Genomic DNA, 18,374 nt, shown 5'->3' with positions numbered 1-18,374 from the left:
GCGCAGCGCGGCGGGCAGGACCCACTGGAGGTGGACGCCGTCACGGTCGGGACGGGCGGCCCAGCCGGACCCGGTCTCGGTGAAGGGCCGGGGCTCGGGCGAACCGAAGCCGGGCAGCTGGGCGTAGTCCATGTCCCAGCGGGTGAAGCCCTGGGCCCGCACGCCCGGGTTGACCAGGAGCGCCTGGAGCTGGATCGGGACCAGCAACGCGACGGACACAGGACTCACGCCTTCCCGCTGTTCGAGGTGGTGTGCAGGGTGAGCCGGTGGGCCGCGGCGAGCAGTTCGGTGGCGAAAAGAGCGGATCCCATCGGTACCGCGATGCCGGGCATCACCTCCCGCAGCCGTGCGTCGATGGCCTCGGCGAGCTCCTGCACCCGGACGACGGAGGCGTCGACGGTCCGGGTGAACGCGGCGTGCAGACCGGGCTGCCCGGGCGCCGGGAATCGGCTGCCGAGCTCGGTGCCGTCGGGCCGGCGCAGGACCACGCCGTCGTCGGCGTCGAAGGCGAAGTGCAGGCCGTGCCAGGGCTCGGTGAGCGTGACGGTGTCCGGCACGCCGTCGAACAGCGCGAGCAGGATCGTGTCGGCGAGCCGGTCCAGGCGCAGCAGCGGCACAGGCTCGCCACCGGCGCGGCCCTCGACGGCGAGGCCGGGCCATCCGGCGATCACGGCCGAGCGCAGCAGCAGTCCGGTACGCCGCTGCGGTCCGTCCACTGTGTCCGGTGGGGCGGGCGCCACCCCGGCCGCGGCGGAGGCGGCCATCCCGGCCGGTGCGGTGCCACCGGTGGGCACGTGCAGATCCGGGCGGCCCCGGTCGGCCGCGCGGACCGCGCCGACCTTCGCGGCGACGAGGTCGACCAGCGGCCGGCTGATCGCCTGATGCAGTTCCAGGTCGCGGCTGCCCTCGACGCCGATGCTCAGGGCCCCGTCGATCAGGGCCGCGATCCAGCCGCTGTCGAGGTAGAAGAAGCGCAGCGACTCGACGGGCAGCATGCGCTCGTCCGGGATCAGGTGGTGGAACGGGACCCGGTGCAGCAGCGCGAGCTCGGCCAGCCAGCCGGTGGCGGCGTCGGTGGCCGGGCCGCGGGCGTGCTCGGCCAGCAGTTGCTGGACGTCGGCGCGGGACAGGAGATCCTTGAGCTGCTCGACCGGGTCGAACCCGCCGCCGCGCCCCGGCCGGCGCGGGACGAAGCCACCCGGCAGGTCCGGCTGCGGCGGCGTTGGCGGCGCCGCCTCGAATCCGTCAAATCCCTCGAATCCCTCGTCGCCGCCTTGGAGGTAGAGCGGCGAGAGCGGCAGGTCGACCGCCGCGGCGGCGGCCAAGGTGGGCAGCTCCGCCGGAGGCGCGGCCGGCACGGCGGTCAGCCGATCGCCGGCCCCGTCGGTCAGCAGACTCGCGAACATGTCCCGGCCGCGGACGGCGAGCAGGTCCGCAGCCGTCACCGCCGCCACCGCGGGCGGCGCGGGCGGTGGCGACGGGACCGGCGGTGAGGCCGGCGCGAGGTCGGCGAACAGGGGCGAATCGGCCCGGGCCCGCAGCGTACCCACGATCTGGAACGCGGCGCGGCGGGCGTTGACCATGGCCACCGCGAACCCCCGGTCGGCCAGCGCCGCGAGCCGCCCGGCCTCGAACGCCGCCGCGTAGGAGACGTCGAAGACGCCCTCGGACTGCGCGTAGATGGTCACCTCGGCGGCCGTGGCGTAGTGCGGGGTGCCGTCGACCGGTCCGGGCAGCGGCGGCGCGGGGTACGGCGTGAACGGCCCGCGGTACCAGGCGAAGGTCCGCTCCCCGGTCGGCAGCCGGTAGTCCAGGGCCGCATAGCCCTGCTGGAGCCGGGTCAGCGCCGCGGACGGCGGCGCGTCCGCCGGCACCGGGATGCGCGGCAGCAACGCGGTCGGACCGGCCGGGGCCAGACCGGTCAGCAGCCGCCCGAGGTCGCCGCCGGCGGCCGGGTTCGAGGTGAACGACCAGGAGGCGAGCACGGCCAGCCGCAGCCGGACGTCCGCGCCGTCCGCCGGGGTGCCGTCCGCGCCCGGCAGGTAGGCGGCGAGCCCTTCGAGGGACACAAGGCAGGCGAGGCTGGCCGCACCGTCCGCGGGCAGGCGGTTGGCCACGACGACGGCGTGCCAGCCGTCCCGGGCCGCCTCGCCGGCCGCGCGCGACGCGGTGTCGGTACGCCGCACATGCGCCAGCAGCCGCGCCTCCCCGCCGGTGGGTGCGATCGCGGTGAACCGCTGCCGGGGCAGGGTCAGGCTGGTCATCTCGGCGGCGAGCACCTGCGGGGACAGCCCGTCCGCGGCGATCGCCGGTGGGCGCACCGCCGGGTCGGACCGGTCCAGGAACTGCGCGACGGTACCGCTGTGCAGCGCCGGACCGGACCCCAGTTCGTCGGCCCGCAACACCAGCAGCGCCAGCCAGGGTGCGTCCGGGTCGGCGCTCAGCCGGCGTTCCCAGGGCAGGGTGCGCCGGTTGAGCACGATCGACGGCAGTGTGGCGCCGAAGTCGCCGGAGCTGTTCGCGGGCGGGTACACCTCGCCGACGTCACCGGCGTCGAGCACGAACCGCGGCGCGTCGACGGTGAAGGACTGCGACCGCGGCGCGAAGTAGGCGCCGGTGGACAGGTCGTCGATGCGCTGCTCGGCGGTCAGCTCGTAGGTCCCCGCCGCCAGGCCGGGCCGGAACCCGTCGTAGAACTGCACAGCGCCCGGCGGCAGCGTCGGCTCGCTCATCGACTTTCCTCTCCAGCTGGTACCGCCCCGGCGTCCACCGGTGCGGCTGGTCTCCGCTCGCGCGCGGTCCGGTCAGGCCGCGGCGCCGCTCGCGCGCGGTCCGGTCGGGCCGCGGCGCCGGTCGGCACGGTCCGGTCAGGCCGCGGCGCCGGTCGGCAAGTTCCGGTCAGGGCGCGGCGCCGGTCAGCATCGGCTCGTCGGTGAACAGCGTCCCGGCGGCCGCGGCGAAGGCGTCGAGCGGGCCGTTGGCCGGCGGTGCCGCGCCGAGGTCGCCGAGGGCCGCGAACAGGGCGGTGCGCGCGGCCACGGCGGCCGGGCCGGCGATCTGCGCCGCGATCGCGCCGACCGCCCCGGCGTGGGCGGCCACCGCGCCGACCGGCTCCGCGGCGGTGCTCAGGGGCAGGGTCGCGCCGGTCGGAAGCTCGGTGACGCCGAGGGTGCCGGCGGCGTCGACCGGTCCGCCGCTCCACCCGGCGGTCGCGGCCGGCGCGGTGAGGGTCAGGCCGGTGAGCCGGTCGGGGACCAGTTGCGCGTCGCCCGGGTCGAGCGTCGCCCCGGTCCCGGTGCCCCACAGCGCGGCCGGCACGTCCGCGGTGACGCCGGTCGCGTGCCAGCCGGTCGCGGTCAGGTCGATCTCGGTGGCGCCGCCGCCGGCGATGCGCCGCAGGACCACCGTCTGGCGCACCGTCAGGCCGGTCCGGCGCAGGGGCCTGATGGCGACCGCCGGCCCGGACAGGACCGGGTCCTGCGCCGCCGAGCCGAGCAGCACCTCGGTGACCGGCACGGCGTTGCGCAGGGTCACGGCGAAGCCGTCGGCCCGCACCGGCCACGGCGCCGGTTCCGCCGCCCCGCCCGGCTCGCCGGGACCGGCCTGCGGCGCGGCCAGCCCGGCGGTCGCGGCGAACGTGGTGCTCGCCGCGGGTGCCGGCAGCAGGTCCTGGAAGCCGGCCCAGTCCAGCCGCGGTGCCTCGCCCGGGTCCTCGGGCGCGCCGAAGGCGACGGTGAACGTGACGACCCACAGCCGGACCGTGACCGTGCCGCCGGTCGGGGGTCCCCACAGCTCCAGCTGCGCGCCCGCCTCGAGGTGCAGGGTCTTCGACGTGAACAGCAGGTTGGCCGTGTACTCGATGCCGACGCTGACCCCGACCCTGGTCCGGAACCGGAACGGCGCCCACGCGACCAGCAGGTCCGCCTGCGCGGTGAACCAGGCGGTCAGGCTGCCGTCGTGGTAGCGCACGTCCAGTGTCCCGCCGGCCATGATCGCCGACGGGGTCAGGGCGAAGTAGGCGGTGCCGGAGATGCGGACCGCCGCGTCGAGCGACCAGCTGAACCCGACCCGCGGTACGACCGGGTAGTGGTCCGGCGCGTCGAACGCCGGGTGGTAGCCGCCGACCGTGATCGCGAAGTCGCCCGCGTTGCGGTGCTCGCCGAACCAGGCGTAGAAGGCAAACCCGCCAGTCAGCACGCACGCCGGGTCGAGCAGGTACGAGTTGCGGGTCAGTGCCGCGGAGAGCGCGAAGACCCCCTCGCCGGGGCGCAGCACGCTGCGGAGCTGGAGCTGCAGTTGTGCGTACGGGCGCGCGGCCCCGCTCGACGGGAACCGGGCGGTGGTGACCCCGAGCAGCAGGACGGTCAGGGCGTTGCCGAGCTCCACGGCCAGCAGGGCGGTCGTGTCGACCTGCCGGTACGTGTGGAAGCGCACCCCGGCGGCCAGCCACGTCTGCCCCGCCGCGGGCCGCAGCCACGGTTGCGGGCCGCCGGTGAGGGCGGCCAGCGCCTGCGCCGCACCGCTGTCCGCCGCCGGCTCGGCCAGGCCCGCCACGAACGGGAACTCGGCCACCTCGGTCACCGCGGGCAACCGGAGCGTGGAGTTGTAGCCGAAGCCGGCCGCCAGCGCGGTGACCGAGAAGGCGGGCGGCCCGCCGAACGCCGCGCCGGCGCGCAGGAACAGGAACATCGACGGCAGCCCGTCGACCTCGGTGTACGAGCCGTACGCCAGGGCGCCCCAGGACTGCGCGGTGACCGCCGCGCCGCCGTCGTAGCGGAACGCGGCACCGTCGGCCGGTGGGACCGCGGTGAACCCGCCGAGGATCGCCAGCGGCGGGTTGGCGTAGGACAGGGCCAGGCCGCGCAGCGCGAACCGGGGCGCGAAGTCGGTCACCGGCACGCCGATCGCCGCGCCCTGCAGGACCAACGAGAATCCGTCGGCCTCCAGCGAACCGTCGAGCAGGAACCACACCGCGGCGTCGGCGAACCGGGCCCCGACCCGGTCCAGGGTGACCGGCCCGAACGCCTTCTGCACGTCGAACCACACCGTGCCGTCCGGATCCGGCGGTGCGGCGACCACCCCGCCGGGGCCGGACGACGGGCCGACAACAGAAGACGCCGGGCCGACAATAGAAGACGCCGGGCCGACAACAGAAGACGCCGGGCCGACAGGAGGAGACGCCGGGGCCGGGGCGGCACCGAGGGCGATCGGGATGTGCTGCGCGCCGAAGCGCAGCACGGCCGCCACGGCGAGGGCGGCGCCGGTGCCCTGCTCCGGGAACCGCGGATAGCCGACCGGCACGAGGGCGTTCGCGTCGGAAGCCAGCTCCGGCGTGATCGGGGCGCCGGACAGCACCACCTGGAACTGCTCGGCCGAGCAGGTCTCGTCGCCGCCGAGCGCGGCGCCGACCAGCGGCAGGTCCGACAGCCCGACCGAGCCGCCGACGGCCAGCGTGGCCAGGTAGTGGGGGCCGCCGTCCGGCGCGGCGGGCAGCGCGACGAAGACCGCCGCGCCGTGGGCCGCCGACCGGGCGGCGACCATCAGCCGCCGGGTGGCCGAATCGTAGGTCAGGTCCGCGCCGGTCAGGGTCAGGTCCAGGCCCGGCGGGAGCGGCGGCACCGGCAGGTCCAGCCCCGCGGCCAGGTCGTTGAGGGAGAGCGGAGGCTGCTGCGGATCGGCCGCCCAGTGCGCGTCGATGCTCGTGTCGCTGTGCCCGTCGCGCCGGTCGAGCGCCACGGCGCAGACCATCCGGCCGATCGTCAGCGTGGCGGTGGCGCGGACCGAGAACCCGTCGGCGTCGTCCGCGGTGACGTCGACGTGCAGCTTCAGGGCGAGCTGGCCGGCGCCGCCGAGCGGCAGCCGCACGTGGGCGGTGCAGGTGAAGTTGCGGTCGGTGTCGAACCGTACGAGGAGCTCGTCGACGAGCATGCCGGTCAGGGCGGGCGGCAGGGCGACGGCCCCGAACCGCCCGGCCAGGTCGGCGATCAGCGCGCCGGCCGTGATGCTTCCCCGCTCGCTGGTGGCGCCGGTGAACACCCACACATCACCGGTAGCGGGCCGGCGCGCCTCGATCAGCAGGGCGGCGCCGCCCAGGTCGAGGCCGGCCACGAGCGCGCCGGAGAAGCCGGTCGGCCCCTTGGTCACCGTCAGGCTCACCTCGCGCAGCGCGAGCGGGCCGATCGCGAGGTCGTCGTCGGCGGCGGTCAGCTCGAACGTGTAGGTCCCCGGGTCCGGCTGCGCGCGCAGGGCCAGTTCGGTGACGACGATGTCGGGGAAGCCCCGGGCGGTGCCGAAGCAGAACTCGAACAGCCGCCGGAGCCGGATGCCGGTGCCGGCGGCGAGCCGCCCGGCGAACCCGAAGTCGGGCAGGTCCACGCTGACGTCGATGCGGACCCCGGCGAGCGTGACGTGGCCGGCCAGCACGGCGTGGCGCAGCGCCCCGGCGTACGGGTCGAAGCCGATGGTCACCCCGTCGATCCCGATCTCGCCGAGGCCGACCGCATCCGTGCCGCTGCGGACCGCCTCCCGCAAGGCTTCGCCGCCGACGAACCCGGCGACGTCGGCCAGGCTCGGCAGGACCCCGTCGGCCGGGACGATGCTCAGCTCCCACGGTCCGCGGCCGCCGAAGTCGACCGCGACCGTGCACTCGCGCCCGATCGTCAGCGTGGCCTGCAGCCGCGCGCCGAACCAGGCGGACGACAGGCCGCTGGGGCTCGACCGGTGCGTCCGGCTGAGCGTGAAGCCGACGGAGCGCAGGACGAGCCGGTCGGGCACGACCACCCAGTCGACGGCCGCGCCCAGCCGCAGCACCAGGGCGCTCACCGGCGTCGGGCCGTTGCCGATCAGCAGGTCGAGCCCGTCGATGCCGACCTCGGCGGCGAGGGGCCCGGCGACCGGGAGGGCGGTGGCCGGGGGCGCACCGCTCAGCAGCGTCATGAGGTCGGCGAGGCTGCGGGCCGGGTGCCCGTCCGTGCCCAGGGTGCAGCGCAGCCCGTCGCCGGTGACCTGGCCGGCGACCGGCAGCGCCAGCGGACCGAGGTGCAGGACCGCGTCGAGGGCGGCGCCGACTTCGGCGACGCCGCCGGCCGCGGCGCGCCCGACGGTCAGCGTGACCGTGCCGGGTGCGAGCGCGTCCGGGCCGAGCGCGCTGACCGGCCACGCGCCGCCCGCCCGGCCGCTGACGGTCAGGCGCTGCGGCCAGACGGTGGTGTCGGTGAGGGCGAAGGACACGGCGGCGAGTTCGAGCCGTCCGCCGGGCAGGCCGCGCAGGAAGCCGGCCAGCCGGGCGTCGTCGATGGTGCCCTGGTCCAGGGTCAGGCGTCCGGCGGTGACCTGCGACTCCAGCCGGGTCTTGAGGTCATCCAGCGGAAGGCCGGCGATGTCCATCCGTTGCCCCTCAGTAGATCGTGTACGTGTGGGCCGCCGGAACCGGCAGGTAGCGAATCCAGCAGGTGACGGTGCACCGCCCGGTGGCCGGGGCGGCCGCATTCGTCGCCGCGGCCGCGGCCGCACCCGCGCCGGCGGCCGCCCCGGCGCCTGCCCCGCCGAGCACCGCGGCGGCGTGCGTCGCCTGCTGGACCAGGTTCAGCAGGGTCGCGTGCACGACTCCGCCCAGGGAGCCCGCGAGGCCGGCGGCGGCGGCGGCGACCGCGGCCTCATTCGCCGGCACCGGCACCGCCGCACCGGTCGCCGCGGCGTGGACGGCCGCGACGATGGCCGCCGCCCCACCGGCGATCGTCCCCGGCGCCGCGCCCGCCGCGACGGTCGCCGCGATCGCCGCCGGTGTGGCGCCGAAGCCGTGCGCCGCGCCGAGGGCGGCCTGGACGACGGCGGTGACCCTGAGGTCGCGCGGGCCCGCCGAGAGCACCGCCTTGGCCAGCTCCGGCAGCAGCCCGCCGGGCAGCGCGAGACCCAGGACGCCGGCCGTCTGGGCGGCCCCGGTCACGAGGGCGGTCGCGAGCAGGCCCCGGGCGTCGTACTGCGACTGGGCCTGGGTGACGTCCAGCCGAACGTGTCCCGGCCGGACGGGACCGGCCAGCGGCACCGGGTCGCCCGCGATCTCGGAGCAGTCTCCGCCCGCATGTTGCGGCCCACCTACATTGTGCGGGAACTGGTATCCGGTCAGAAAGTTGGGAATCGGCCGGAACTGTGGCGGCGGCGGGGTGGCGGCGTCGGGATAGCCGTCCAGGATGGCGACGGTCCGGTCGGCCGGGTGGTAGTACTGGTTGCTCGTCGAGCAGGAGATGATGACGGCCTCCGGGCGCATCCGCCTGATGAACGAGCGGCTGGAGGCCGTGTCCGCACCGTGGTGGCTCGCCTTCACGACGTGCACGCGGCCGGCGACCGAGTCCTGGTCGTTGAGGTATTCGGCGATGGTCCGTTCCTGGCCCGATTCGATGTCGCCGCCGATGTAGTACCGGAATGTGCCGAACCGCAGCTCGAAGGCGAGGCTCATCTCGTTCTTGATCTTCTCGGCGTTGCCGAGCGGGGCGACGGCGCGGTAGAGCGAGTTGCCGGCGTCCTCGCGGACGAACCGGTTCACGGCGATGCACGTCATCGTGGGCGCGTTGGGCCGGGGCTGGTTGATCGGCTCCCCGCCCGAGTCGGTCCACAGGATCTCCCGGCCGACCAGCCAGTACGGATGCCACCACTCGGCCAGGTGGGCCGGGTTGATCACGGCTGCGCCCGGCACCACCAGCGGCGGCGGCGCGTTGACCGCCGGGTTGTGCGGCACCGCGCCGTGCGTGAGGAACGTCCTGGGCTGGATGCGGACGTTGTTCACCGCACCGGGGCGCACCCGCACACCGCCCCGCTCCTTGACCGGCTCCTGGATGTTGGCGACGTTGCGGGTCACCCGGACCCTCCCGGGCCGGACCCCGATCGCGTCCGCGTAGAGGCGGTAGTTGACCTCGTCCCCGGGCGGCTCGCCCTGGTCGAAGACGAGGGTGTGGTCGTAGATCCCGGCGCCGTGGCGTTCCAGGAGGTTGCGGACGCCGTTCATGTGGTCCGCGTCGTAGTGCGTCACCACGACGATGTCGAGCGGGTGCTGGCCGGGCCCGATGCCGAGATTGGCGGTGTTGGTCAGGTAGTCGTGGACCCTGTTGCCGGCCGGGACCCGGCCCCCGTCGACGAGGCAGGTGCGCATGGACGGTCCGTGCATATGACCGACGCCGTCGTCCTGGGCCACGATCAGCGTCGCGTCGCCGGAGCCGCCGATGTCGATGTGGTGGATCTCGAGGGTCCAGGTCATCGGCGCGGCTCCCGGCGGCTCGGCCCGCGGCACCGCCACGAGATCGTTTCCGTGCCGGAGCCTATCGACCGCCGGCCGGCGGCAATGTAAGTGATCCGACTCGGCGGGAGTGACGGCGCCCGGACGTGTCGTCACCGTGGGTGAGCAGGGATCCAACGAAAAGTTAACAGAATTCCAACGCCCCCCGGGCACCATCGATGGACGGCTATTCAACGGGGAGGTCGGGTGCTGTACGTCGCGCTGTTCGGCCGGCTGCTCGTCGCCACCGTCTTCGCGGTCTCGGCGTTCACCAAGCTCCGCAGCCGCGGCGCGTTCGGGGCGTTCCGGCGCTCGACGCGCCGCATGGGCATCCTCCCGGAGCGGCTCGTGCAGCCCGTGGCCGCACTCGTGGTCGGGTGCGAGGTGGCGATCGTCGGGCTGCTGGCGGTACCGACGCGGATGACGGGAATCGTCGGACTCGCGTTGGCCGCGGCACTGCTGGCCGGACTGGCCGGGGCGATCGGCATCGTGGTGCGGCGCGGGACGGTGACGACGTGCCAGTGCTTCGGGCACAGCGCGATGCCGCTGGGGACGTTCCACATTGGACGCAACCTGGTGCTGATCGCGATCGCCGCCGCGGCCGCCGTCGGCACCGGGAGCGCGGACGCCGACCCGGAGCTGGGCGGGGCGCTGCTCGCCGCCCTCCTCGGGGTGCTCGGCGGCGCGCTGGTCACCGTGCTGGACGACGTGCGGTCGCTCCTGCACCCACCGAAGACTTCTGCCATCCGGCAGGGGAGTGCTCATCCCACGAGGAGGAGATCGACATGAAGAAGCTGACCCACAGCCTGCTCAAGCTGGTCGTGCCCACGGCCGACGCGAAGGCGACGCCGGTCCGCGGCACGTGCGGCTTCGGCTGCGGCAGCAACGGCGTGCTCAGCGCGAAGGGCGCCGACGGCCGCCGGCCCTGCTGCTGACGATTTCCCCGAACACCGGGCCCGGCGGTGCGCACCGCCGGGCCCGGCCCTCCGACGAAGGAGAGTCCCGATGCTCGTCACGCTCACCGTGGTGCTCACGATCGCCGTCGCGCTCAACATCGTGCTGACCTTCGCCCTGCTGAAGCGGGTGGCGGGCAGCGAGGCCCGGCTGGCCACCCTCGAGCGGGGGGTGCCGACGATGTCCGACATCGGCGAGCGGATCGAGGACTTCACCGCCACGACGACGGCGGGGGAGACGCTGACCCGGGACGAGCTTGCCGACGGTACCGTCATCGGCTTCTTCGACCCCGACTGCGAGGTCTGCCAGTCGCACGTGGTCGCGTTCACCGCCGCCGCCACCGCGCTCGGCGACCCGGCGCGGACCCTCGCCGTCGTGCGGGAGGCGGAGGAGGCCGAGCTCATGGTCGCGGCGTTCGGGCCCGGCGTGCGCACGGTGATCGAGCGCCGCCGCGGGCCGGTCGCGCGCGCGTTCCACGTGATGGCGACCCCGTCGTTCTGCACCGTCGGGCCGGGCCAGACCATCGCCAGCCACGACTATCAGCAGCCGGCCCTGGTCTGACCGGCATGAGCGGAGCACAGCGGCTCGGGCTCGCGCCGGCCAGGATCGCCGCCCACGTGCGGGCCGCCGTGGGGCTCGCGGTGGCCGCGGCGCCCGGCCGGACCGCCGTCCTGACCGCCGGCACCCTGCTCACCGCGGGCCTGCCGGTGGCCGCGGCGCTGCTCACCCGGGCGGTCGTCGACGGGATCGCCCGCGGCGCCACCGGGCCGGGCTGGACCGGGGCGGTGGCCGCGCTGGCCGGCGTCGGGGTGCTGGTCGGGCTCGGGCCGGCGATCCTCGCGTACGTGCGGGCCGACGTCGAACGGGCGGTCGCCCTGCTGGCCAAGGACCGGCTGTTCCGGGCGGTCGACAGGGTGGTGGGCGTGGCGCGGTTCGAGGACCCGGAGTACCTCGACCGGCTCATGCTCGCCGACGAGTCCGGTGGCCGCGGCCCCGGCCAGGTCATCGACAGCGCGTTCGGCGTGTTCGGGGCCGTGCTCACCGTCGGCGGCCTGGTCGCTTCACTGTGGACGGTCAGCCCGGCCGTCGCCGTCGCCGTGCTGCTGTCCGGGCTGCCGGTGCTCGCCGCCGAGCTGATCCTGGGCCGCGAGCGCGCCTGGACCGAGTGGGACATCAGCCCGGCCAAGCGCCGCGAGCTGTTCTACCGCGACATGCTCGCCACCGAGCAGGCGGCCAAGGAGGTCCGGCTGTTCCGCCTCGGCGGCTTCCTGCGCGAGCGGATGCTGCGCGAACGGCGCAGCGCCCAGGCGGCCGAGCACACCACCGACCGCCGCGCCATGCTCGTGCAGGCGGGCCTGGCCACCACCGCCGCCGTCGTGGCCGGCGCGGCCCTGCTCATCGTGACCGCCCAGTCCCGCGCGGGCGCGCACAGCGTCGGCGACATCGCGATGTTCCTGGCCGCCGTCCTCGGCGTGCAGACCGCCCTGGCCACCGCGGCCGCCCAGGCGGCCAAGGCGATCCAGGCCCTGCTGCTCTTCGACAGCTACCGATCGGTCCTCGCCGACCCGCCCGACCTCCCGGTGCCTGCCAGAAGTGCGAAGACCCCACCGTTGCGCACCGGCATCGAGCTGCGCGACGTGTGGTTCCGTTACGGGCCAAACCATCCGTGGGTACTGCGTGGGCTCACCCTGACGCTCCCCGCCGGCCGCGCCACGGCCCTGGTCGGCCGCAACGGCTGCGGCAAGTCCACGCTCGTCAAGCTGCTGTGCCGCTTCTACGACCCGACCCGCGGCGCGATCCTCTGGGACGGCGTCGACCTGCGCGAGCTCGACCCGGCCGACCTGCGCGCCCGGATCAGCGCCGTCTTCCAGGACTACGTCAACTACGAGCTCAGCGCGGCCGAGAACATCGGCGTCGGCGACCTGCCCGCCCTCGACGACCGCCCGCGCATCCACGCCGCGGCCGACCGGGCCGGCATCCACGAGCTGCTGGCCGGGCTCCCCGCCGGGTACGACACCATGCTGGGGCGCCGCTTCAACGCCCCCGACGCCAAGGGCACCGACACCACCGGCGTCAACCCGTCCGGCGGCCAGCGCCAGCGCATCGCCATCGCCCGCGCGTTCCTGCGCGACTCCCGCGACCTGGTCATCCTGGACGAGCCCAGCGCCGGCCTGGACGCCGCCGCCGAGCACGAGGTCCACGCCCGCCTGCGCGCCCAACGCGAGGGCCTGACGAGCGTCCTGATCTCCCACCGCCTCAACGCCATCCGCGAGGCCGACGACATCGTGGTCCTGTCCGGCGGCACCGTCCACGAGCGCGGCGACCACGCCACACTGCTGGCCACGGGCGGCGAGTACGCGACCCTGTTCGCCCTGCAGGCCTCCGGCTACCAACCGGCGGAAGCGTGAGTCCAATGTGGATGGCGCTGCCGCTGCTGGCTCTCGTCGCCGTGCTCGTCTGGGCGAGGCGCAACCTGGTGCTGGTGCGCGTCGACGGCCCGAGCATGCTGCCCACCCTGGCCGACGGCGCGCAGATTCTGGCCCGCCGCACGACCCGCGCGGCCACCGGACGGCTCGTGCTGCTGGCGCCGGCGGCGGAGGCTGGAGCGGTACAACAGGGGGATCCTGGTCGGTTGTGGTTCGTGAAGCGCCTCGTGGCCACGGCGGGGGAGCCGGTGCCGGCCAAGCTGACCGGATTCGCGGCACTCGCCGGGCACGTCACGGTGCCGCCCGGCTGCCTGGTGGTGACCGGCGACAACCCTGCCGAGAGCTACGATTCGCGCCAGGAGGGCCCGATCCCAGCCTCCCGCCTGCGCGCGGTGGTGCTGCTGCGGCGATAGTCCCACCGCCACCGTGCGGCCGGGAGCATCGCGCCGTACGCCAGGCCGGCGAACAGCACGAACAGCGGCGGAGTCCACAGTGGAGCGGCTAGCGCCACGATCCCCCCGACGGCCGCCCAGCGACGCCGGTGGGGCGCGCGGCCGGCCCAGCGCAGCAGCACCGCGAGCCCGGCGAACGCGACCGTGAGGGCCGGGACGTCCGCGAACCGGTGCAGCGGATCGGCCATCGCGTAGGCGGCTACGCTCAGCGCGAACCCCGGCACCGTCACGGCGGCGAGCAGACCCGCGCGCGGGCCGGGCAGCGTCCACCGCCGGCCGAGGTGGACCAGCGCGACAGCGGCGACGAGGGCCGCCGCGGCGAGGCTGAAGCGCAGGCCGTCCACGGTGAGCATCGGCTGGTGACCGCGCAGCCGGGCGAGCAGCACCACGACGTCCGGGATCAGCCGGGCCACGCCCGGCAGGACTAGCAGAGGGTCTCAAGCATGATGCTTGACAGGTGGCTATAGTGATTGCAGATCGCAATCACTTTGGCGGAGGGGAACCCGTGCTGACGCAGGTCGCGGATGGTGTGCTGGTCCACGAGAGCGAGTTCATCAAGAGCAACGGCATCGTCGTGCAGGGGCCAGACGGGGTGCTGCTCGTCGACCCCGGCGTGGTGGAGCAGGAGATCGCCTGCCTCGCGCGGGACCTGGCGGGCCGGGCCGTCGTCGCGGGCTTCTCGACGCATCCCGACTGGGACCACGTGCTCTGGCTGCCCAGCCTCGGCGAGGCGCCGCGCTACGGCACCGCCGAGTGCGCCGCCGCCATCCGCGAGCAGCTGGCCGACCCGGACGCGAAGACCGCCATCCGCGACCACCTGGAGGGCACCGGCATCGAGGACGACGTGCCGCTCGAGCTGCTCGGTCTCGTCACCGCCCTGCCCGCCGGGGCCACCGAGTTCCCCTGGGACGGCCCGCGGGTGCGGATCCTGGAGCACCGGGCCCACGCCCAGGGCCATGCGGCGCTGTTCATCGAGGAGCGCGGGGTACTCCTCGCCGGCGACATGCTCTCCGATGTCCTGGTGCCGATGCTCGACTGGGAGGATTCCGGCGACCCGATCGCGGCGTACCTCGCGGCGCTGGACCTGCTGGAGCGCACGGCCGGCGGGGCCGAGGTCGTCGTGCCCGGGCACGGGTCGGTGGGCGGGGCCGGTCAGGTCAAGGCGCGCATCGACCTCGACCGCGCGTACGTGCTCGCCCTGCGCGACGGGCACACCCCCGACGACCCGCGCATCGGCCCGAACGCCCCGGCCGGCTGGGAGTGGGTCAACGACGTGCACCAGGGGCAGGTCCAGCAGCGGGCGGCCCGTTGACGATGCCCGCCAGCCGCCCGGCCACGGCAGGACGGTGTCCCGTGCCCGTCGGGCCGCCGAGGCCGTGTCGGCGCGGAGGCCCGTCGTAGCCGGGTGGGCCGGATCGCGAACTGATGAGGACCGGGGCCGAAGGGTTTGGCGGACTCGGCCTGGGTGGGGCGGGTGATTGCGTACGTTCGCCCGTATTGCCGCATTTGCGGTTTTCTCCCCGGGAGGGATCGCCCGTGCGTGCACGATTGCTGGTCAGACTGAGCCTCGCGGCGGCCGCTGTGCCGGGGCTTGCCTTCGCCTCTCCTGGCGTGGACCCGACAGCGGACCCGTCGGCTTCCGCCACGGTCTCCGCGTCCGTTTCCGAGTCGCCGTCGCCGAGTGGCGAGCCTTCGGTGAGCGTTCAGCCTTCGTCAGATCCGGTTGATGACTGGCCGACCGGGGCTTGGCCCTACTGCACGAGCGACCTCGCCCAGTACTGCATCGAGTCCGCCTCCGTCACCCCGGGCAACGGCGACCCGGCCCACGAGGTCAACGGCAGCGTCACCACGTTGCCGGGGGTGGTGAAGTCGTTCAACTGGGCGGTCAGCGGGTACGACGGGGACGGTCTGATCCGGCTCACCGTGCGCACCGGGGATTTTCAGCCTCGGTACACCATGTCGCTCGCCGAGGGGCTGGAGCTCACGCGGTCGGCCGGGAAGCTGGTCATCGAGGGGCGCAACACGCACATCGACTGGATCAGCGGGGACGCGGCGGCCGCTTGCGTTGCCGGGCGGGACTGTGGCGATGACACCACGCGGGCCGATGCGCTCGGCAGTGGGATGCGGTTCATGGGGAACACGCAGGACATGGCGACCTGGGACGCGCCGGAGCGGGCGGCCCTGGACGGGTTCTATCTCGCCTCCGATGCGCAGGCCCGGCCTACGACCATCATGTTCGGGACCTATCCGGAGCCGTACTGGTCGCTGCCGTACCTCGGCAACCCCCATCTCGACGTCGACGGGAAGCCGGTCCGGGGCGGGTTCAACGCGTTCATGCCGGCCGGGTACTTCACCGCTACCGGGACCACCGCGCACGAGGCGGCGACGGTCGGGTTCGATGTGCAGAGTACCGACGCCGGGAGTGGTGAGAAGGTCAGCGTGCCGGTCACCGTCGAGGAGCGGGACGGCGGGGTGATGCTGACCGTCACCGACCTCGGGTACTCCATCCACGAGATCACCGTCTACAACAGAGCATCCACGGCGCCCACCCCGACGCCGACGACGCCGACCACGCCGACGACGCCGACCACGCCGACAACGCCGACGACGCCGGCTCCGACGCCGACGACGCCCAAGCCGACGACGCCGTCGACCGCGGTGCCGGCGACGCCGGCGGGGGTGGCGGCCAAAGGCGGGGCGGGGACGATCGCGGTTTCGTGGGCATCGGGCGGTACCGACGCGGAAAGCTATGTCGCCACAGCACAACCCGGCGCGCATCAGTGCACCGCGCAGGCGCCGCGGACCGGGTGCGAGATCGGCGGGTTGACGGACGGGACGCCGTACACCGTGACGGTCACCGCGAGCGGGGCCGGTGGGACGTCCGCGGCCAGTGACGCGGTCACCGCCACGCCGGCCAGTCCGCAGATTCCGGCCACGGTGCCGGTCGGGGACGGGCCGTTGAGCCGGGGGCCGGCCACGGGGCAGACGCGGACGATCACCGTCAGCGGGGACGGGTTCGCGCCGAACTCGCCGGTCACCATCGCGATCTACTCGACGCCGGTCGCGCTGGCCACCGGGACCGCGGACGGCAGCGGGCATGCCGAGCTGCAGGTGGTCATTCCGAACAGCTACGCCGGGGATCACACGCTCGCGCTGGCCGGGATCGCGCCCGGTGGCGGGCCGCGGGTGCTGACGCTCGCCGTGAAGGTGGCCGCCGCCGGGACGCTGCCGGTCACCGGGCCGCCGGTGGTGCCGCTGACCGCCTACGGCGCCGCGCTCGTGCTGCTCGGGCTGCTGGTCCGCGGCGCCACGCGGGAACGGGCCGTGTCGGTCAGCCGATGACCCGGCGCCGGCCGGCGAGGTAGCCGAAGACCACCAGGACCACGTCCAGCCCGATGATGCCGGCCAGGGCCGGGGTCCACGAGCCGGTGGCGTCGTGCAGGGCGCCGACCACGATCGGGCCGGCCGCCGCCACGAGGTACCCGACCGACTGGGCCATGCCCGACAGCGCGGCCGCCTGCGTGTGGTGGGTGGTGCGCAGGCCGAAGAACGACAGGGCGAGGACGATGCCGCAGCCGCCCGCGATGCCGGCGAGGCTGCTCCAGACCGCGCTGTACTGCGGGGCGAGCAGGATGCCGGCGGTTGCCAGGCCGTACAGGACGGGGGTCATGACACCCAGGAAACGCTGGTCCCGGAAGCGCGCGATCAGCGCCGAGCAGGCCACGCTGCCCGCGATGCCGAAGCCGTTGAGCAGCAACTGGTGCACGCCGGCGGCGGTCGCGCCGATGCCGGCCGCGGACTCGATCGACGGCAGCCAGGTGATGAGGATGTAGTAGCCGGTCGACTGCAGGGCCATGAACGCGGTGACCTGCCAGCCGAGCGCGGTCCGCCACGGGTTGCGCCCGGCCGGTCGCGCGGGCCCGGCGACGTCCGCGGGCGGCGTGGTCCGCCGGCTCAGCTGCGGCAGCATGACGGCGATCGCGATCAGGGCGAGGCCGGCCCACATGCCCAGCGGCAGTCGCCAGCCGGCCGCGGTCAAGGCCGCCACCGGTACCGCCACCCCGGCCGCCGTCGCCGCGAACACCGACTGCACCGCGGAGTAGGCGCCGGTCACCTGCCCGATCCTGGTCGGGAAGTCGCGTTTCACCAGCGCCGGCAGCACGACGTTGAGCACCGCGATGGCCACCCCGAGCAGCGCGGTCCCGAGCCACAGCAGCGGCCGTCCGGGCAGCGAGCGCAGGACCAGCCCGGCGGTCAGCCCGGCCAGCCCGCTGCCGAGCGCCCGTTCGAGCCCGATCCGCCGGGCCAGCGCCGGCGCGAACGGCGACACCACCGCGAACGCGATGAGCGGCAGGCTGATCAGCGCCGACGCGGTCAGCGAGGACAGCCCGAGGTCGTCGCGCAGTTCGGCGAGCACGGGCCCGACGGTCGTGATGCCGGCCCGCAGGTTCCCGGCGACGAGCAGGAGCCCGGCCAGCACCAGGGCGGGGCTGAGCGTGCGTACGCGGGCGGGGGCCTGTTCAGTGATCGTCATTGCTGGTGTTCCCGTTGCAGTTCGAGGCGAAGGCGTGGGCGAGGACGGCCATGCGCTCGGCCGCGGCGGCCGCCGCGCCGGGGTCGCGGGCCTGGACGGCGGCGACGATCGCGGCGTGCGCGGCGTCGATCTCGGGCAGCTCGTCCGCGTACGCGGCCAGGTCGACATCGGGCGCGTTCAGCCGCATCAGGGACTGCTCGTTGCCGCCGGCCCCCCGGTACAGCTCGGCCAGCAGCGCGTTGCCCGACGCCTCCATGAGCAGCCGATGGAAGGCGATGTCGGCGGCGGCGTACGCGGCCCCGTCGGCCGCGGCCGCCCGCGCGGCGAGCGCCTCGCCGAGTCGCGCACGCTGCTCGGGGGTGGCCCTGGTCGCGGCGAGGCGGGCTCCCTCGCGTTCGAGCAGGAGCCGCACCTCGGCGACGTCGTCGGCCCGGTCGTGCGCCAGCCGCCGCGCGAGCGCCGGGGCGAGGTCGCTGGTGGCCAGGACGAACGTGCCGTACCCGGCGCGCGCGCCGAGCAGCCCCGCGTGCACGAGCGAGCGCAGCCCCTCCCGGACGCTGTTGCGGCTGACCCCGAGCTCGCGGGTGAGCTCGTGCTCGGTGGGGAGCAGGGCGCCGACCGGGAACTCGCCATCGGCGATGCGGCGCCGCAGCTGGTCGGCGACCTGCTCGGCCAGGGACACGTTCGGCGTCAGTCGGGGCACGCGCCCAGTCAAGCATTGAGCCAATTGTTGGACAAAT

13 protein-coding genes are annotated in these 18,374 nt (G+C 74.8%); 7 read left to right on the top strand and 6 right to left on the bottom strand.

What is annotated here, in order from left to right; translation table 11 throughout:
* Positions 1 to 224: 224 nt before the first annotated feature.
* The 3 genes from ACQP00_RS31965 to ACQP00_RS31955 all read right to left on the bottom strand — a co-directional run bounded on the left by ACQP00_RS31965 (position 225) and on the right by ACQP00_RS31955 (position 9,250).
* The gene (locus ACQP00_RS31965) at positions 225 to 2,732 is read right to left on the bottom strand and encodes a hypothetical protein (RefSeq protein ID WP_433202227.1); all 2,508 of its coding nucleotides are present in this window, start codon (positions 2,730 to 2,732) and stop codon (positions 225 to 227) included.
* Between the two features lie 166 nt (positions 2,733 to 2,898).
* Positions 2,899 to 7,386 carry a DUF6603 domain-containing protein gene (locus tag ACQP00_RS31960; RefSeq protein ID WP_433202224.1) on the bottom strand — a complete coding sequence of 1,496 codons (4,488 nt, stop codon included), beginning with the start codon at positions 7,384 to 7,386 and terminating at the stop codon, positions 2,899 to 2,901.
* Between the two features lie 10 nt (positions 7,387 to 7,396).
* Positions 7,397 to 9,250, bottom strand: coding sequence for a ComEC/Rec2 family competence protein (locus ACQP00_RS31955; RefSeq protein WP_433202221.1), 1,854 nt, complete (start codon positions 9,248 to 9,250; stop codon positions 7,397 to 7,399).
* A 225-nt stretch (positions 9,251 to 9,475) separates the two neighbouring features.
* Between ACQP00_RS31955 and ACQP00_RS31950 the strand changes: the two genes are divergently transcribed.
* The 5 genes from ACQP00_RS31950 to ACQP00_RS31930 all read left to right on the top strand — a co-directional run bounded on the left by ACQP00_RS31950 (position 9,476) and on the right by ACQP00_RS31930 (position 13,061).
* On the top strand, positions 9,476 to 10,057 hold the full coding sequence (locus ACQP00_RS31950; RefSeq protein ID WP_433202218.1) for a MauE/DoxX family redox-associated membrane protein: 582 nt from the start codon (positions 9,476 to 9,478) through the stop codon (positions 10,055 to 10,057).
* On the top strand, positions 10,054 to 10,203 hold the full coding sequence (locus tag ACQP00_RS31945; protein ID WP_433202215.1) for a hypothetical protein: 150 nt from the start codon (positions 10,054 to 10,056) through the stop codon (positions 10,201 to 10,203). Before ACQP00_RS31950 ends, ACQP00_RS31945 begins: the two co-directional genes overlap by 4 nt.
* 70 nt (positions 10,204 to 10,273) lie before the next feature.
* Positions 10,274 to 10,783, top strand: a complete 510-nt coding sequence (locus tag ACQP00_RS31940) for a hypothetical protein (RefSeq protein ID WP_433202212.1) — start codon at positions 10,274 to 10,276, stop codon at positions 10,781 to 10,783.
* 5 nt (positions 10,784 to 10,788) lie between these two features.
* Positions 10,789 to 12,630, top strand: a complete 1,842-nt coding sequence (locus ACQP00_RS31935; RefSeq protein WP_433202209.1) for an ABC transporter ATP-binding protein — start codon at positions 10,789 to 10,791, stop codon at positions 12,628 to 12,630.
* 5 nt (positions 12,631 to 12,635) lie between these two features.
* A complete protein-coding gene (locus tag ACQP00_RS31930) occupies positions 12,636 to 13,061 on the top strand; it encodes a S26 family signal peptidase (protein WP_433202206.1) in 426 nt (141 codons plus the stop codon).
* On the opposite strand, the gene ACQP00_RS31925 is transcribed toward ACQP00_RS31930, so the two are convergent.
* On the bottom strand, positions 12,992 to 13,513 hold the full coding sequence (locus ACQP00_RS31925; protein ID WP_433202203.1) for a hypothetical protein: 522 nt from the start codon (positions 13,511 to 13,513) through the stop codon (positions 12,992 to 12,994). The two genes, ACQP00_RS31930 and ACQP00_RS31925, sit on opposite strands and share 70 nt — an antisense overlap.
* A 92-nt stretch (positions 13,514 to 13,605) precedes the next feature.
* Between ACQP00_RS31925 and ACQP00_RS31920 the strand changes: the two genes are divergently transcribed.
* Complete coding sequence (locus ACQP00_RS31920) at positions 13,606 to 14,412, top strand: MBL fold metallo-hydrolase (RefSeq protein WP_433202200.1); 807 nt, start codon at positions 13,606 to 13,608, stop codon at positions 14,410 to 14,412.
* Positions 14,413 to 14,795: 383 nt separating this feature from the next.
* Positions 14,796 to 16,442 (top strand): fibronectin type III domain-containing protein, encoded by a 1,647-nt coding sequence (locus tag ACQP00_RS31915; RefSeq protein ID WP_433202197.1) that lies wholly within the window; start codon positions 14,796 to 14,798, stop codon positions 16,440 to 16,442.
* Here the strand turns inward: ACQP00_RS31915 and ACQP00_RS31910 are convergent.
* Together ACQP00_RS31910 and ACQP00_RS31905 are read right to left on the bottom strand one after the other, a co-directional pair.
* Positions 16,432 to 17,634: an MFS transporter gene (locus tag ACQP00_RS31910; RefSeq protein ID WP_433202194.1), complete on the bottom strand. Its 1,203-nt coding sequence runs from the start codon at positions 17,632 to 17,634 to the stop codon at positions 16,432 to 16,434. The genes ACQP00_RS31915 and ACQP00_RS31910 overlap by 11 nt on opposite strands.
* Complete coding sequence (locus ACQP00_RS31905; protein ID WP_433202191.1) at positions 17,621 to 18,337, bottom strand: FadR/GntR family transcriptional regulator; 717 nt, start codon at positions 18,335 to 18,337, stop codon at positions 17,621 to 17,623. The genes ACQP00_RS31910 and ACQP00_RS31905 overlap by 14 nt, the downstream gene beginning before the upstream one ends.
* Positions 18,338 to 18,374 lie beyond the last annotated feature (37 nt).

Source organism: Dactylosporangium sp. CS-047395 (assembly GCF_050942185.1).
Lineage (GTDB): Bacteria > Actinomycetota > Actinomycetes > Mycobacteriales > Micromonosporaceae > Dactylosporangium.
Note: the sequence above shows the minus strand (reverse complement) of the source record. Positions and strands in the feature narration are given on the sequence as shown.